Raw genomic sequence first — 15,069 nt, 5'->3', positions numbered from 1 at the left:
TTTGCATGGAGGCCACATGAGCGTGTTGGGTCCGCTTCCCGAAGGTCTTGCCTGCCGTCCGATCGCCGAGGCGGATTGGCTTGACGTCGTCGATTGCCTCAGCCGTGGTTTCCCCGAGCGGTCACGACGCTACTGGGAGGAAGCGCTGGAGCGCATGTCCAACCGCCCCGCCGTGGAAGACCTGCCACGCTATGGCTATCTTCTGGATTGCGAAGGCCACGTTGTCGGCGTCCTGCTGGCATTGTACTTCCGTCATCCGGGCGATGCCGTCCGCTGCAATCTCTCAAGCTGGGCGGTCGATGAGGATTTTCGCTCCTATGCGGGAAAGCTCATCATGACGGCAATGCGCCGCCGGGATGTCACCTTCCTGTCGATCACGCCGGCGCCCGTAACGCTGAAGGTGACTGAGGCATTACGGTTCCGTCGTTTCGCCGACGGACAGCAGGCTTTTGTGCCGCTCCTCACCCGGGCGACGGGTGCGATCCGCGCGGTCGTTGCACGGCCGGGGCTCGCGGAACTCGACAGGCTGCCGGAAGAAGACCGGACCCTCCTGCTGGACCATGCCGCCCTTGGTTGCGATTCGGTCATCTGTCTGGACGACGGCGACGCTTATCCCTTCGTTCTCAAGCCACGACGTGTGATGCGTGGCATGCTTCCATGCAGCCAGGTCATCTATTGTCGCTCGCATGCCGATCTCAGTCGGTGTGCCCATGCGCTCGGGCGTTATCTCGTGCGCAAGGGGCTCTTCTTCGCCCTCGTCGATGCATGCGGCCCGGTGCCGGGGCTGGTGGGGCGCTATTTTGCCGGAACCGGTCCCAAATATGCGAAAGGCCCGAACCCGCCGTGGCCGGGGGATCTGGCCTTTACGGAATTCGCGGTCTTCGACGCCTGATGAGCGGCCGGCACCTTGCGATCGAGGTCATTGTCCCGGGCCGTTGTGCGCAGTACTGGCACCAAGTCCTGCTCGAGCGTCTGGCGGCGGCAGGGCATGCGGTGGCGGTCGTTACAGACGAAGTTGCCGATCCGTGGCCGGCATGGGTGAACGGCACGCTTGGGCTCGAACGCCGCCTTTTCCGCCGCCGCGCGCAGGCGCTCGCATCGCAGATCGAGCCGCTTGTGTCCGGGACACGGCATGTCGCGCCGAATTTAGGCGTTGACCTTTCAGGGAATGCATCGGTGCAGGATGTGCCGACCCTCGCTTTGCGGTGCGATGGCGCCTACGACGTTCATGTTCTCCCAGCATTGGTTGCGGCGGGTCGGCTGCCGGTTCTGGAAGTGGTTCTCGATGGCGTGAACGTGGTCGGCCGCGCCTGGCCGATGATCGACCGGCGCGAGGCCGTGTCGCTTGGCGTGGAGGATGTCCTTGCCCGGGCGATCACACTTTTGGTCTCCGCGGTGGAGACATTTGCGGCAAACCGCCTCAACCCGCACGAAGACATCGCCACGGATCAGACGGAACACCAATTCCTGCCCGCTTATCTGACCTGCGCCCTGCCGCGCCTTGGCCGGGAGGCTTGGCGGCGGCTGCGCTTCCGGCAGGCGCACTGGCGGGTCGGGTATCGTTTTCATGATGGCCCAGGCGTGGTCGACACGGGGAGGCTCGGAACCGGATGGCGCGTGCTCATGGATGCGGGAGATCGGTTTTATGCCGATCCCTTTGTCTTCCATTGGCAGGGGCGCGTCTTCCTCTTCGTGGAGGATTACCCGCATGCCGCAGGCAAGGCGGTGATATCCGTCGTGCCGTTCAGCGCTTCGGGCGTTCCGCAGGCAGCCCGGGTTATCTTGGAAGAGCCGCACCACCTCTCCTATCCGCAGGTCTTTGATTGGGAGGGGTCGATCTGGATGCTGCCGGAGGCCAGCGCCAGCGGGAAGCTCACCCTTTACCGTGCCGAAGATTTTCCGGATCGGTGGCGGGCTGAGGCTGTTCTAGTCGAAGGCGAGATATCCGACGCCACCCTGCTGGCACATGGCGGACGACTCTGGCTTTTCGCGACGGACCGGGACGGTTTCGGCAGTACCTCCGATACGCTCGTGATCTTCGAGGCCGAGGCGCTCACCGGCCCTTGGCGGCCGCACCGGCTGAACCCGATCCTGATCGACCGCCGCAGCGCGCGGCCGGGTGGCGCTTTCGTGCGGGATTGCGTCGGGCGACTTCTTATGCCGGTTCAGGACGGCACGCTGGGTTATGGCGGCGGACTGGGATTGTCCGAACTGCTCGCCCTCGATAGCGATACCGTTCAGTTCTCGCCGCCAATCCCCGTCTTAACCGACGGAGATTGGCCCTATCCACGCATTCACACGCTCAATCGCTCAGGCCCGCTGGAGGTGATCGATGGCATCGTGCCCATCCGAAGACCGTTGCGCGAAAACAGCGCTTCATAGGCCGCGCACATCGTTGAGGGTGAATATTGTTCCCGCAGTTGGCGTCCGGCTGTCGCGAGTGTCGTGGCGAGTGCAGGATCTGCGAAGACAGATGCAAGACCGGCCGCGATACCGTCGGCATCCGGCGGCACGAATAGCGCTGCCGGGCGTCCGTCGTCCGTTGTGAGCACCTCGCGCAACACGTCCAGATCGCTCGCCACGACGGGCAGGCCGGCAATGGCGGCTTCCACGACCGCCAAGCCAAAGGTCTCCGTCGTCGAGGAGAAGGCATAGACGTCACCCGCCGCGAGAAAATCGTGGATGCCTTCAGGGGACAGTTCGCCCACAAGATGAAGGCGGTTATGCACATTGAGCCGCGTGGCGAGCCTCAGGAGATTTTCTCTTTCCGGGCCCGCGCCGGCGATTGCAAGATGTACTCCTGGAAGCATCGCAAGCGCACCCACCAGCGCTGTATGGTTCTTCGACAGTGCCAGCCGGCCGGTCGAGACCGCGAGCGGAACGCCGGCCGGCAGGCCGAAGACGGCACGCGCACGCTTCCCGGCCGGCAGCCGCGATGGCGCGGCGACACCGTGATCGATGCGTTGCAGGCGCTTGCGGTAGGCGGCGGGGAAGGCGGCGAACTGCGATTCGGTCCATGCGGAGTTCACGACATTGACGTGATAAAGACCCGCCATGCCCATGAACTTGTCGATTTGCGTGAGGAAACCGCGCAGGCCTTGTGCCTGCGGCGCTCCGCTCTGGTTGGCGACAATGGCGCCCACACCGCAGAGCCGGGCGGCAAGTGTGCCGGCTATATTGCCATAATGCTGGAAGGAAACGACCGCATCTGGCCTGACCTTGCGCACGTGATCGACGAGGCCCAGCACCGCGAGCATCTGTTCGAGGACGCCGCGCGGCGGATGCATCAGGATGAAATCGGCGTGGGGATCACGGTCATAGACGTCGGTCTTGCGATACAGGAAGACCGTTCGGACGTCATGGCCGCGGGCTCGAAGCCCTTCGCCCACCATGTCGGAGATGCGTTGTGCGCCGGCGGCTTCCGCCTGCGTCTGAACCTGGAGGATTTTCATGGCCGGCCTTTCTGGGTTGCGCGGAGGGCGAGGAGCCGCCGTCCTGAGAGGAAACCGAGGATGGAGGGATCGATGCCAATCTTGCGGCGGGTGATGGCAGCTCCGGCGAGGCACCAGACAGCCGTCGTCCCGGCCATGCCGATCGCGGCGCCCATCGGGCCATGGGTGAGTGCGAGGGCAGCAGTCGCTGCCAGACCGAGGCCGTTGACGAAGACCAGCGTGCGGAAAAGTTCGCGTTGCAGACCGGTCAACTGCATGGTGAGTTCGGTCGGCCCGCAGGCGGTGCCGATGAGCACGCCGAGCCCAAGAATGACCAGCACGCCGTGCATGGTGGGCGTGGCGTAGGCGGGATCGAACAGCGCCAGCACCGGATGGCCCGCGATGATGAGCCCTGCAAGTACGGCGAGCGCGGCGGTAAAGCCTGTCATGGCGACGAGACTGGTTATGTGCTGCACGTGGGGCCGGTCACCGCCATGGAAGGCGCCGGAGATCTGGGGTGCCGCCGCTTGGTTGATGCCATTCAGGGCGAGGGCAGCAAGGCGCGTAATGCGATCGGCCACGAAAACCGCACCTGCTGTTTCCGAGCCGAGCAGTGCTGCGACGACAAGCGTGCTCGCCTGTCCGAGTGCCGGCGGCAGGGCCGTAACGCCCCACAAGCCAAGCGTTGCTACGCGGAACTCTGCCTTTTGTGCCGGGCTGAGAGGGGTTTGCGGTGCCTGCCATGTCTCACGCAGCAGCGTCACTGTCTGTGGCAGGACGCTGGCGATGAGCAGGAACGCTGTCAGCCAGAGAGCCGAGACCGCGGTCATGCTGGTCGCAAGGTGCCCGGCGATGACAAAGACGAGGATGCTCAGGACGCGCCAGACGATATCCCGGGGCAGCAGGCTGCTGAAGAGGGCGCCTTTCGCTCGCATGGCACAGGCGCTGAACTCCGACCAGCCGAGCGCTGCCGCGAGAAGGGCGGTCGCCGCGATTATTTCTGGCCATTCGGGGATAGCGAGGAGCGGAAATGCGCTTGCCGCCGAGACGATGAGTGCGGAACCAATGACGGCCACTGCCGTAATGCGGATGGACAGGGCCATGATGCTGTTGGCGCGACCGTGATCGCGGCTGCCGGCATATTGCGGCCAGAAACGCAGGACGGCGGCGTGCTGGCCGGCAAGCGCGAAGAAGGAAACGAGACTGGCGCCGGCATAGGCGGTGCTGTAGAGGCCGAACTGCCGCTCATCCATCGTCGCGGCGACGACGACGAAAACCGCGAAGGTGAGGGCGGCGCTCGCGAGCTTCACGCCACCCGCGGCCACGCCTTTGCCGGCGAGCACATGGAGCGGAAGCATCTGGCGCTGGATCATCGTCTTTCCCTCGGTTGTACATCTATTTAAAATAACGCTAAACGTGTATTATTGGATATCACAACCCGTGAGGGGTGGTTCAAGAAATACACTTTATGGTTACTTTTGAGAACTAATATAACCTGAGGTGGTGATGTGCGGGCGACTTTGCCTGCTCGAGTTCACGCGGAAGGCAGAGATGACTGCGCTTGCATCGACCGGGAGTTTTCTCCCCCCATTGTTCGACGTCGGGGATCTCTGGGCGCGCCTTTGGCGCGGGCGCTGGCGGGTGTCGGCCTGCGTTGTCGCCGCTCTCTCGCTTGCGCTGCTTTATCTCGCCGTGACAACGCCGACCTATACGGCCACTGCGTCCCTGCTCGTCGATCCGCGCGATGCGCGCTCCACACAGTTTGAGACCGTGCTGCCCGGTATCGGGGCGGACAGCGCTGCCGTCGCAAGCCAGGTCTTCGTCATCGAGTCGCGAGATCTGCTGATGCGTGTGTTCGAAAGCCAGCGCATTGCGCAGGACCCCGAATTCGCCGATCCCGGCATCCTTTCTTTTCTGACGGGGGCAGGGGGACGGGAACGCGATGCAATCTTCCGCCGTTTCGAGAAGCGTGTATCGGTTGAACGTGCGGGCTTGACCTACGTGATCAAGGTGGGCTTCAAGTCCCGCTCCGCGCAGAAGGCTGCGATGATCGCGAACGCGATCGTGGCCCGGTACACTGCGGGCCTTGCCGGCGAGCGTGAGAACGCCAATGACGACGTCAATGCACGGCTGAAGGGACGGCTTTCCGCCCTCCAGCGCAACGTCGCCGAAGCGGAGCGCGCCGTGGCCGAGTTCAAGGTTCGGCACGAGCTTCTCGATCCTGCCGCCGGTGGCACGCTGCAATCGCAGATCGACCAGCTTACCACGCAGGTGATCGACGCACGGGCAAAGGCGGACGCCGCGCGGGGCCGCTATGAACAGGCGGTCGCGGCTGAGCGGGCACAGCCGGGCGCTGCGCGACTTTCGGAAATCGTCTCATCGGTGGCCCTCGACGGGCTCCGCGCGGATTACAACCAGCGCGCAGCGACCATGGCCAATGCCGATACCGTCTACCAGCCGCATCACCCGACCGTGCGCCGCCTGCGTTCGGAACTGTCACGAACGAAGGCGCTGATGGCCGCCGAAGCCGGACGCATCACGCGAGAGCTGAAGGCAAAACAGGATTTGGCCGACGAGGCCGTCGAGGTTCTCGAAACCAAAGTCGTCGAGATGCGTGCAAAGTCGCAGGCGGCCGATGCGGCACGCGTGGAACTCCGGCGGCTGGAGGCGAAGGCCGATGCGGCCCGTACCGTTCTCGATGATGTGCTGAAACGCACCGAGGAAACCGCGCAGATGCGGGGTCTCCAGCTTTCCGAAGCGCGCGTGATCGGCGTTGCGTCGCCGCCCGTCCAGCCGTCCTGGCCGACACCGGCGCTGGTTTTGCCCGTCAGTGCGGCCATCGGTTTTCTCGCCGGATGCGGGCTTGCGGTGACAGGCGGATCCCCCCGGTCGGGCCGTGCCGAAGCAAAACTGCTGAACGTGACCCCGCGGGGATCACTCGCCGGCAGTCAGGTCGTGCCCGTTCATCTCGGGCGCTACGAACTGCCGGGTGTGGCGGGAATGAGCATGCCCGCCCGCATGCGCGCCATGAGGCGGCGCCTTCTCCATCCTTCTGGAGCGGTCTTTTCCAGAAGCACGCTCCAGCTCGTCCGCCGTATCGTTGCGCGCCTCGAAGAGCATCCGGCGCCCTACATGCTGCTGGTCTCCTCTGTGGATAGTCCATCGGAGGCGCAACTGACAGGCGCGATGATCGGTCTCGGGTTGCAGCAGGCGGGCCAGAAGGTTCTCATCGTCGAGTTCGTGAAACACGGGCGCTCCGGTTCGGTCATGGCCGGGGTATCCGTCAACGGGGCAAGCGGCCTGCCGACCATCGTGCGGTCGCTTGCCCCGGGCACGAACGGTCGCGCCTTCACGCTCGAGGCACATCTTGACGGCTTCGATTTCATCCTGTTGCTGGCTCCGCCGATTGGTATCGCCGGGTGGGATGCTGCGCATTTTGGTTCTGTCGATCTGATGCTGTTCACTTTCACGCCGGCGGATGCCGGTGCGCGCATGCGCGACCAGCTGCGACGCGCCCTTCGAGACAGTGACATGCAACGAAGCGCGACGCTGATCGTCGCCATCGATGATGAGCCGTGTGACAACCCCGCCATCAAAGAGCGATCCGATGCCGAAGGTTGAAGTGGCGCCTCCGGCCTCTCTTCATGTGATCGGTCCGGTAGGCGAGCCGACTGATGGCGCGTTTCATCTCTTCCTTGCCGCCATGACGATCGTAGTCGCTGTGGCATCCTTCGCGGTGTGGACGCCCTTCGGCGTTGTGGCCACGGGCCTCCTAACGGCGGTTCTCGCCATTGCCGTGCCGCCGGCGCTGCCGGCCGTCATCCTCTGTGCTTTCCTGTTTCAGAATCTCGTCGTTGCGTGGTTCACCCCATTCGTGCCTGACGACGGCACGTTCGATGCGTTGCGCGGCGCCAACTTCGTCATCCTGATGACGACCTTCAGCCTCTTTGTACTGGCGGCCTTCCCGTCACGCGTGCGTGCGATGGCGGGTTTGAGGCCGTGGCTGTTTATGACGTTTATTCTTTGCCTGGTGATCGGGTTCTACCTTCTGCTCGGCGCGGTCCGCGGCGAACCGAAGGATGCAATCGTCTATTTTCGCAACACGATCACCCCTGTTGCCTGCTTCCACATCGCGCTTGTCGCGGCCACCCTCTACCGCGTGGACCTGCGATTGCCGATGGTCTGCCTTTGCGTCGTCGCGATTGCCTATGGCTATCTCGAGCAAGTCTTTCGCATGGATTTCCTCGGGCTCTTTCATGGCGATCTCTATGTTCAGCGCGGTCTCAAGGCGCAGATCGAGGCGGGCGTCTGGGAGAAGACCATGCGCGAGACGGGTTTCGTGCTGCGGGGGCTGGAAGACACCATGACAGCAACCTTCTTCAACACCGCTCTTTTCGCCGATGCGTTGCCGCGGATCTTCCGCAACGCCGGGCCGAATTTCCATCCGATCAGCTATGCCTATGCCCTCAGCCTCTCGTCCGCCTGGCTGCTTTTCCGGGGGCATCGGATGCTGCCGCTTGCCGCTTTCCCGCTTCTTTTGCTGATCGGCTCCAAGGGCGCGGCTTTCCTGCTGTGTGTGGCACTGGCAAGCCGTCTTCTCTGGCGGGCATCCAGTCCCCGGCTGACATTCGCGGTCGTCCTGTTGCTTGCCTCGGTCTGGACGCTCGCCGCCACGATCTACGGGGCGCGCCACGGGGATTATCATGTGCTCGGGTTCTTCGCAGGCATCCGCGATTTCCTTGGCAACCCGCTTGGACAGGGACTGGGTATCGGCGGCAATCTATCAAGCGACAGCGCCAATCTGGATTGGAACCGAGCGCAGGGGGAGGGGATTTCGGCCGTTCCCGTGGAAAGCGCCGTCGGCGTTATGCTCTCTCAGATGGGGATCGGCAGCTTCGCCTTCTTTGGCTTTCTGGCGGGGATAATCGTCTCCGCCCGGCGCCGGCTGACGGAGACAGGCGAGCCCGATTTTCTCTTCGCCTTCGTGGCCGTCGTGACGATCTGCGCGAATGCCGTGCTGCAGGAAGAGGCTTTTTATGCGCCTCTTGCGCTCGGCTTCTGCCTGCTCCTCGTCGGCGTTTCTTTCGGCACGCATATCCGCGCGCAGCAGCCGACATAAAGGCAAGAGGGTACGGCCCGCCTCTCGCGGACCGTACCCGTCAAGGTGTCAGCCGATGGCCATAAGGCTGGCATTGCCGCCGGCAGCCGCGGTGTTGATGGAGGTCGAAACCTCCTCCAATAGCCAGTTGAGGCAATAGGCCTCGGGATCAGCAACGAGTTCGTCGGTTGTCGCGGCTTGCACCAGGACAAGCGGGCCGGGCAGGCCGGCGATCCGTGCGTTGACGCGCTGCACATCCGCTGCCTCTCCTTCCACCAGCGCACCGGCGAACGGTCCGTTCTTGGCCCAGTCTGTCGACCAGGACAGGCGGGCAGCAACGGCGGCGGGCAGGTCCGTGAGGGCCGGTTTGAGGGCTTCGACATGGTCGATGACGATCTGGTTGCCGGTTGCCAGTGCAGCCGCGACCTGACGCAAGAGTCCGGTTTCTGTTTTCGCAACGAGCAGCACGCGGCCGCGCGGATGAAGCGCATAGATATTGCGTTCACCCACAGGCCCCGTCAGTTCCCGCTCGAGTCCGAGCGCGGAGCGGTTTGCGAAGCTACGGGCCGTCTCGCCCTCGTCCGTCTTGCCCTTGCGGTCCAGCCAGGTGATGAAATCCCTCAGCGCCGGGTCGGTATGCACCGAATCCTGCTGCGGCGGCACGGGAGCCTTCTGCACGAGGCGGCCGATATAGAGCGGACCGCCTGCCTTGGGACCGGTGCCGGAGAGGCCACGTCCGCCGAAGGGCTGTACGCCCACCACCGCGCCGATGATGTTGCGGTTGACGTAGACGTTGCCGACCTTGATGCGGCTGGTGACATGCGCGATCGTCTCGTCGAGACGCGTGTGCAGGCCGAAGGTCAGGCCGTAGCCGGATGCGTTGATGTCGTCGATCAGCCGGTCGAGATCGGCGCGGCGGAAGCGAATGACGTGCAGTACCGGGCCGAACACCTCGCGCTTGAGATCGGCCAGCGTCTTGAGCTCGATGATGGTCGGTGCAACGAAGGTGCCGTTTTCCGTGCCGGCCCGAAGCGGTTGCTGCTCCACCTTGTTGCCGAGGCTGCGCATGTGCTCGATATGCTTGACGATTCCATCGCGGGCCTCGGCGGTGATGACGGGGCCGATATCGACATTGAGGCTGTCGGTGCGCCCCAGCGTCAGTTCGCTGAGGGCGCCCTTCAGCATGGTGAGTGTGCGGTCGGCCACGTCGTCCTGAAGGCAGAGCACCCTAAGCGCCGAGCAGCGCTGGCCGGCGCTGTCGAAAGCCGACGCGATGACGTCGCCGACCACCTGTTCGGCGAGTGCCGAAGAATCGACGATCATGCCGTTCTGGCCGCCGGTTTCGGCAATCAGCGGGATGGGCTTGCCGCCTGCCGAAAGACGTTCGGCAAGCTGTGCCTGGATGAGGCGGGCGACTTCCGTCGAGCCGGTGAACATGACGCCGGCCGTCTTTGCTGCGCCGACAAGGGCCGCGCCCACGCGGCCTGCGCCGGGCACGAACTGCAGCGCGCCAATGGGGACACCCGCCTCGTGAAGGAGCTTCACGCTCTCATGCGCGATGATCGGCGTTTCCTCGGCGGGCTTTGCGAGAACGGTATTGCCCGCGACGAGGGCGGCTGCGACCTGCCCGGTGAAGATGGCGAGCGGGAAGTTCCACGGGCTGATGCAGACGACGGGGCCAAGCGGAAGGTGCGAGGGGCCGAGCGTACGACGCGCCTGCTCGGCATAATAGCGCAAGAAGTCGACCGCCTCGCGCACTTCGCCGATGGCGTTCGCAGCCGATTTTCCGGCTTCGCGCATGATGATGCCCATCAGCGGTTCGATGCGGGCCTCCATGATATCAGCCGCGCGGTCCAGGCAGGCGGCACGCTCGGTCGGCGAGACGCCGGACCAGTCGGCGACATTATCCGCTGCGAGGTCAACGATGCGTTCTGCATCCTCGGGTCGGATTTCCGTGACGCGGCCGACGACGTCGCGATGATCCGCCGGGTTCAGCACGTCGCTTGTCTCGCCGTCGCTGGCGCCATCGGCCAGTAACGGTGCGGCATGCCATGACGTCGCAGCAGTGCCCGCGAGTTCGCCGGCAAGCGCCGCAAGCGTGGTCTCGTTGGAAAGATCGAGCCCTTTCGAATTTGCGCGGGTCTTGCCGAACAGGGCGTCGGGCAGCGCGATCTGATCATGTGGTGCGCCGACGACCGGCATCGCGGCCACGACATCGACCGGGTCGGCGATCAGCGACTCCACAGAGACCTTGGGATCGGAGATGCGATTGACGAAGGAAGAATTGGCGCCGTTTTCGAGCAGGCGGCGCACGAGATAGGCAAGCAGAGTCTCATGCGTGCCAACGGGCGCGTAGATGCGGCACGGGCGGTCCAGCTTTTCCTTGCCGACAACCTCGTCATAGAGAGGCTCGCCCATGCCGTGCAGGCACTGGAATTCGTACTTGCCGACGGCGAAATCCGGGCCTGCGAGCTGGTAGATGGTGGCGAGGCTCTGCGCGTTGTGCGTGGCAAATTGCGGGAAGACGGCGTCCGGCGCCGCCAGCAGTTTGCGGGCGCAGGCGACATAGGCAACGTCCGTATAGATCTTGCGCGTATAGACCGGGAAGCCCTCGAGGCCATCGAGTTGTGCGCGCTTGATCTCGGCATCCCAATATGCGCCCTTGACGAGGCGCACCATGATGCGGCGGCCGGATCGGCGCGCAAGATCGATGATGTAATCGAGCACGAAGGGGCAACGCTTGCCATAGGCTTGCACCACGAAGCCGAGGCCGTTCCAGCCCTTGAGGTTCTCGTCGAAGCAAAGGCTTTCGAGCAGATCGAGCGACAGTTCAAGACGGTCGGCTTCCTCGGCGTCGATGTTGAGGCCGATATCGTAGCTTTTGGCGATGGCGGCCAGCGCCTGCACCTTCGGCAGCAGCTCGGCCATGACGCGCTCGGCCTGCGCGCGAACGTAACGCGGGTGCAGGGCCGAGAGCTTGATGGAAATGCCGGGACCGTCATAGATGCCACGACCGTTCGAAGCCTTGCCGATGGCATGGATGCCCTTCTCGTAATCGCGGTAATAGCGCTCGGCATCCGCCGCGGTCGTCGCGGCTTCGCCCAGCATGTCGTAGGAATAGCGGAAGCCGCGCGCCTCAAGCGGTTTGGAGCGCTTCAGCGCTTCCTCGATGGTCTCGCCGGTGACGAATTGCTCGCCCATCATGCGCATCGCCATGTCGACGCCGCGGCGGATGACGGGCTCACCGGCGCGCGCGATGAGGCGGGTGAGGGCGGCGGAGAGACCGCGGTCGTTGACCGTGGAGGTAAGCTTGCCGGTCACGACAAGCCCCCAGGTCGCCGCGTTGACGAACATCGACTTGCCGCCGCCGATATGAGAGGTCCAGTCCCCTTCGGCGATCTTGTCGCGGATCAGCGCATCGCGCGTGTCCGTATCGGGAATGCGCAGCAACGCCTCGGCAAGGCACATCAGTGCCACGCCCTCCTGGCTCGACAGCGAATACTCCTGCACCAGCCCCTCGACGCCCGTACCCTTGTGCTTGGCACGTAGCGCCTCGATCAACGTGCGAGCCGTGCTGCGGATGTCATAGCGCTCGCGCTCGGTAACGCGGGCCGCTGCGACGAGCGGCGGCAGGCACTCTGTCTCGGGGCGGCGATAGGCTGCGGTGATCGCCCGGCGCAGTTCACTCTGCTCGCGAATAGGCTGTGCGAAGTGCGAAAACGGCGCGACCATCTCGCCGGAGGCAGAAGTGGATGTGGCTGGAGAGTTCTGCATGGAAGGGCCTGTCGGAAACGGTTCAATGACGGGTGGTTACGGTCCAGCGGATGACACCGATGACAGATTTGTCCTTTTCAGGACATCATGGCGGCAAGGGCTTGGGCGTCTGCTTTGAAACACCTCGAAACAATATCATTGCGCCAAAAAGCGAATTGACCTCATATTGGGAAATAATAGGCCAAATGGTTCTATTTTTCCAGTTATGGAGGTTTGTTTGCCTGAGTTATCCCATGACGATGGGTCTTTGGATTCCTTCGATCGAAAAATCCTCGAGGAGCTCGCACAAAACGGCCGTATTCCGGTGGCGGAACTTGCCGAAAAGGTCGGTCTATCCAAGACGCCTTGCCAGAACCGGTTCAAGCGGCTGATCGCTGACGGCTTCATTCAGGGCTTCAAGGCGATCCTCAATCCGGCGAAGATGAACCTGGATCATATCGCTTTCGCCGAGGTCAAGCTGACGAATACGCAGGAAGAGGCGCTGATGAGCTTCAATGCGGCGGTAAAGAAGATCAGGGAGGTCGAGGAATGCCATATGATAGCTGGGCGTTTCGACTATCTTCTGAAGATCCGCACGCGTGACATCAAGAAATACCGCCTGGTGCTGGGTGAGCGTATCTCCAATCTTCCCTATGTCGCGAGCACTTCGACGAATGTGGCGATGGAGACGGTCAAGGAGCGGGGTTGAGATCGCCCGGCGAGCCCCCACTGCCAACGGATCCGGCAGGCGGAAATCGTTGGCCGGGACTGAATGCGATGTGCCTCTTGCCATAAGGGCCGATTGGCGGCCATAGTACCCGTTACAATAGGAGATTTAGATGGGCGTAGGGGTTCGGACATCGAAGGAGATGCACGGCGCATCGGCGCCGAAGGCGCTGCGCGTCGGCTTTATCCTGTCCAAGAGTTTCACCCTCTCCGCCTTCGCCCTGTTCGTCGATACGCTCAGGCTCGCCAGCGACAGCGAGGACCGCTCGCGCCGCGTCAACTGCGACTGGGACGTGATCAGCAGCACCCGCAATTTCATCTCCTCGTCGAGCGGTATCCAGGTTGCTCCGACCGCCCCCTTCGCCGACCCAGCCTGTTTCGACTACATCGCCGTCGTCGGCGGGCTTCTGTCGGTCGATGAGCCGATCGACAGCTATGCCCGGGACTATCTGCGCAAGGCGGCCAAGGCCGGCGTCGGTTTGATCGGCCTCTGTACCGGCAGTTTCATTCTCGCCGAGGCTGGCCTGCTCAAGGGCCACACGGCCTGTGTGAGCTGGCTGCACCACCGCGATTTTCGCGCACGTTATCCCGATATCGAAGCAACGTCAGAGCAGATTTTCCGTTTCGACGGCAAGGTCGCGACCTGTGCCGGAGGCAGCAGCGTCGCGGATCTCGCGGCAACCTTGGTGCGCCACCACGTTGGTGAGGCGGCTGAGCGAAATGCGCTGGAGATTCTGCAGATCCGCCACCGACGCGATGCGACGGATATCCAGCCGCGCAACCCGCTCGGCCTGGAGGCCCGCGATCGCCGGGTCCATCTCGCCATCATGATGATGGAGCAGCACACCGAGGATCTGCTTTCCATCGACAGCATCGCCAATATGACGAATGTTTCCCGCCGCCAGCTCGAACGCCTCTTCGAGAGCGACATGGGCGCCTCGCCGAGCGCGGTCTACATGAAGATTCGTATGGCGGCGGCGCTGAATATGGTGATGCGCAGCAACAAGCCGCTGATCGAAGTCGCGCTCGAAACCGGTTTCGAGAGCCTGTCGCATTTCACGCGCCGCTTTCGTGCAGCCTTTGGCGACACACCCTCGCAAATCCGTCGCGACGGCCGCCGGCAGGCGAGCTGACGGGTAATTCTGCCGCAGTGCTGGAACCAAGTTACGCGCCAATCGTTCGTGTCTCATTGCTAAGAAGGAGACCGTAATGGCAAGCAATGACGTTCAATCCCAGATTTCCGCTCTTCGAGACGAAATCGCAGCCCTCCAGAAGGATCTTGGGGAGCGTGGCGCTGAGGCTTATGAAGCGGTCCGCGAGCGTGCAGGCGATGCCGTCGATGCTGCTCGCCCTGCCGTGCGTTCGGCAACGCGCTATATGCGCAACGAAGGCGCCGCTGTTGCCCAGGCCGCACGCGAGCATCCTGCAGCCCTTTCCACCGTGGTTTTGACGGCCGGACTTGCCGGCGTCCTTATTGGTTATCTGCTCGGCTCCTATGAAAGCGAGCCACGCCGACAGCGCTGGTTCTAAGTTCAGCCCATAGTCGATACGGAAAAGCCCGGCAATGCCGGGCTTTTTGATGGGGCGCTTTTCGCAAAATCAGCGGTGCCGCAGGCCGAATAGATAACCGATGAACGCCGCGCCGGCGAGCGTGGCGAGGGGATTGGCCTGGATTGTCTGGCGCAGATCGTCGCGCAGGGATTCAGCCTTGGCGACGGCAAGCTGGCCGGTGCCTTCGGCAATCAGGCCTGCCGATTCCTTTATCCGGCTGATCTCCGTCTTCAGGGCCTCGATCTGTGCGCTGATGTCCGCCTCGGCTGCGGCAGTGCGGGCTTCCTCTGAAATGCTGTCGATACCTTCAACGACGCCGAGCGTGCGCTTTCCGGTGCTCTTTTCGTCAGCCATGGATATGTCTCCTGAATTGTTGGAATAGCGTGAGGGGAAACTTCCGCCGGGCAAGTTGGTTCCCGTCGATGATTCAAACTGTGATCTTTCCCGCCGGCAAGAGCAATTGACTCTTTCGACAATTGAGAACAAATAAAGAACATTCTGTCTCAGCCA

The 15,069-nt window shown here is 63.2% G+C and carries 11 protein-coding genes; 7 read left to right on the top strand and 4 right to left on the bottom strand.

What is annotated here, in order from left to right; all coding sequences use genetic code 11:
• Positions 1–16 precede the first annotated feature (16 nt).
• Positions 17–892, top strand: a complete 876-nt coding sequence (locus tag MKI86_RS18025; RefSeq protein ID WP_241603607.1) for a hypothetical protein — start codon at positions 17–19, stop codon at positions 890–892.
• Positions 892–2,382 (top strand): glucosamine inositolphosphorylceramide transferase family protein, encoded by a 1,491-nt coding sequence (locus tag MKI86_RS18020; RefSeq protein WP_241603604.1) that lies wholly within the window; start codon positions 892–894, stop codon positions 2,380–2,382. The genes MKI86_RS18025 and MKI86_RS18020 overlap by 1 nt, the downstream gene beginning before the upstream one ends.
• On the opposite strand, the gene MKI86_RS18015 is transcribed toward MKI86_RS18020, so the two are convergent.
• Positions 2,295–3,452: a glycosyltransferase family 4 protein gene (locus MKI86_RS18015; protein ID WP_241603601.1), complete on the bottom strand. Its 1,158-nt coding sequence runs from the start codon at positions 3,450–3,452 to the stop codon at positions 2,295–2,297. The two genes, MKI86_RS18020 and MKI86_RS18015, sit on opposite strands and share 88 nt — an antisense overlap.
• Positions 3,449–4,804: a lipopolysaccharide biosynthesis protein gene (locus MKI86_RS18010; protein WP_241603598.1), complete on the bottom strand. Its 1,356-nt coding sequence runs from the start codon at positions 4,802–4,804 to the stop codon at positions 3,449–3,451. The genes MKI86_RS18015 and MKI86_RS18010 overlap by 4 nt, the downstream gene beginning before the upstream one ends.
• 178 nt (positions 4,805–4,982) lie before the next feature.
• On the opposite strand from MKI86_RS18010, the gene MKI86_RS18005 reads away from it, so the two are divergent.
• Positions 4,983–7,052: a GumC family protein gene (locus tag MKI86_RS18005; RefSeq protein WP_241603596.1), complete on the top strand. Its 2,070-nt coding sequence runs from the start codon at positions 4,983–4,985 to the stop codon at positions 7,050–7,052.
• Positions 7,039–8,550 (top strand): hypothetical protein, encoded by a 1,512-nt coding sequence (locus MKI86_RS18000; RefSeq protein ID WP_241603592.1) that lies wholly within the window; start codon positions 7,039–7,041, stop codon positions 8,548–8,550. Before MKI86_RS18005 ends, MKI86_RS18000 begins: the two co-directional genes overlap by 14 nt.
• 48 nt (positions 8,551–8,598) lie before the next feature.
• Here MKI86_RS18000 and putA read toward each other — a convergent pair whose 3' ends face one another.
• On the bottom strand, positions 8,599–12,303 hold the full coding sequence (putA, locus tag MKI86_RS17995) for a trifunctional transcriptional regulator/proline dehydrogenase/L-glutamate gamma-semialdehyde dehydrogenase (protein WP_241603589.1): 3,705 nt from the start codon (positions 12,301–12,303) through the stop codon (positions 8,599–8,601).
• A gap of 247 nt (positions 12,304–12,550) precedes the next feature.
• Here putA and MKI86_RS17990 point away from each other — a divergent pair, with 247 nt between their 5' ends.
• The 3 genes from MKI86_RS17990 (at position 12,551) to MKI86_RS17980 (ending at position 14,538) form a co-directional block, all read left to right on the top strand.
• Positions 12,551–12,991, top strand: a complete 441-nt coding sequence (locus MKI86_RS17990) for an Lrp/AsnC family transcriptional regulator (RefSeq protein WP_306038683.1) — start codon at positions 12,551–12,553, stop codon at positions 12,989–12,991.
• Between the two features lie 130 nt (positions 12,992–13,121).
• Positions 13,122–14,141: a GlxA family transcriptional regulator gene (locus tag MKI86_RS17985; protein WP_241603586.1), complete on the top strand. Its 1,020-nt coding sequence runs from the start codon at positions 13,122–13,124 to the stop codon at positions 14,139–14,141.
• 76 nt (positions 14,142–14,217) lie between these two features.
• Positions 14,218–14,538, top strand: coding sequence for a hypothetical protein (locus tag MKI86_RS17980; protein WP_241603583.1), 321 nt, complete (start codon positions 14,218–14,220; stop codon positions 14,536–14,538).
• A gap of 69 nt (positions 14,539–14,607) precedes the next feature.
• Here the strand turns inward: MKI86_RS17980 and MKI86_RS17975 are convergent, their stop codons facing one another.
• Positions 14,608–14,913: a hypothetical protein gene (locus MKI86_RS17975; RefSeq protein ID WP_241603580.1), complete on the bottom strand. Its 306-nt coding sequence runs from the start codon at positions 14,911–14,913 to the stop codon at positions 14,608–14,610.
• Positions 14,914–15,069 lie beyond the last annotated feature (156 nt).

This window comes from Shinella sedimenti, from assembly GCF_022601905.1.
GTDB lineage: Bacteria > Pseudomonadota > Alphaproteobacteria > Rhizobiales > Rhizobiaceae > Shinella > Shinella sedimenti.
This window is presented reverse-complemented; position numbering and strand designations above follow the sequence as displayed.

Bases quoted from the DNA above. Each gene is read 5' to 3' on its own strand.
- MKI86_RS18025 (WP_241603607.1), top strand. From the start codon at position 17: ATGAGCGTGTTGGGTCCGCTTCCCGAAGGTCTTGCCTGCCGTCCGATC.
- MKI86_RS18020 (WP_241603604.1), top strand. From the start codon at position 892: ATGAGCGGCCGGCACCTTGCGATCGAGGTCATTGTCCCGGGCCGTTGT.
- MKI86_RS18015 (WP_241603601.1), bottom strand. From the start codon at position 3,452: ATGAAAATCCTCCAGGTTCAGACGCAGGCGGAAGCCGCCGGCGCACAA.
- MKI86_RS18010 (WP_241603598.1), bottom strand. From the start codon at position 4,804: ATGATCCAGCGCCAGATGCTTCCGCTCCATGTGCTCGCCGGCAAAGGC.
- MKI86_RS18005 (WP_241603596.1), top strand. From the start codon at position 4,983: ATGACTGCGCTTGCATCGACCGGGAGTTTTCTCCCCCCATTGTTCGAC.
- MKI86_RS18000 (WP_241603592.1), top strand. From the start codon at position 7,039: ATGCCGAAGGTTGAAGTGGCGCCTCCGGCCTCTCTTCATGTGATCGGT.
- putA (WP_241603589.1), bottom strand. From the start codon at position 12,303: ATGCAGAACTCTCCAGCCACATCCACTTCTGCCTCCGGCGAGATGGTC.
- MKI86_RS17985 (WP_241603586.1), top strand. From the start codon at position 13,122: ATGGGCGTAGGGGTTCGGACATCGAAGGAGATGCACGGCGCATCGGCG.
- MKI86_RS17980 (WP_241603583.1), top strand. From the start codon at position 14,218: ATGGCAAGCAATGACGTTCAATCCCAGATTTCCGCTCTTCGAGACGAA.
- MKI86_RS17975 (WP_241603580.1), bottom strand. From the start codon at position 14,913: ATGGCTGACGAAAAGAGCACCGGAAAGCGCACGCTCGGCGTCGTTGAA.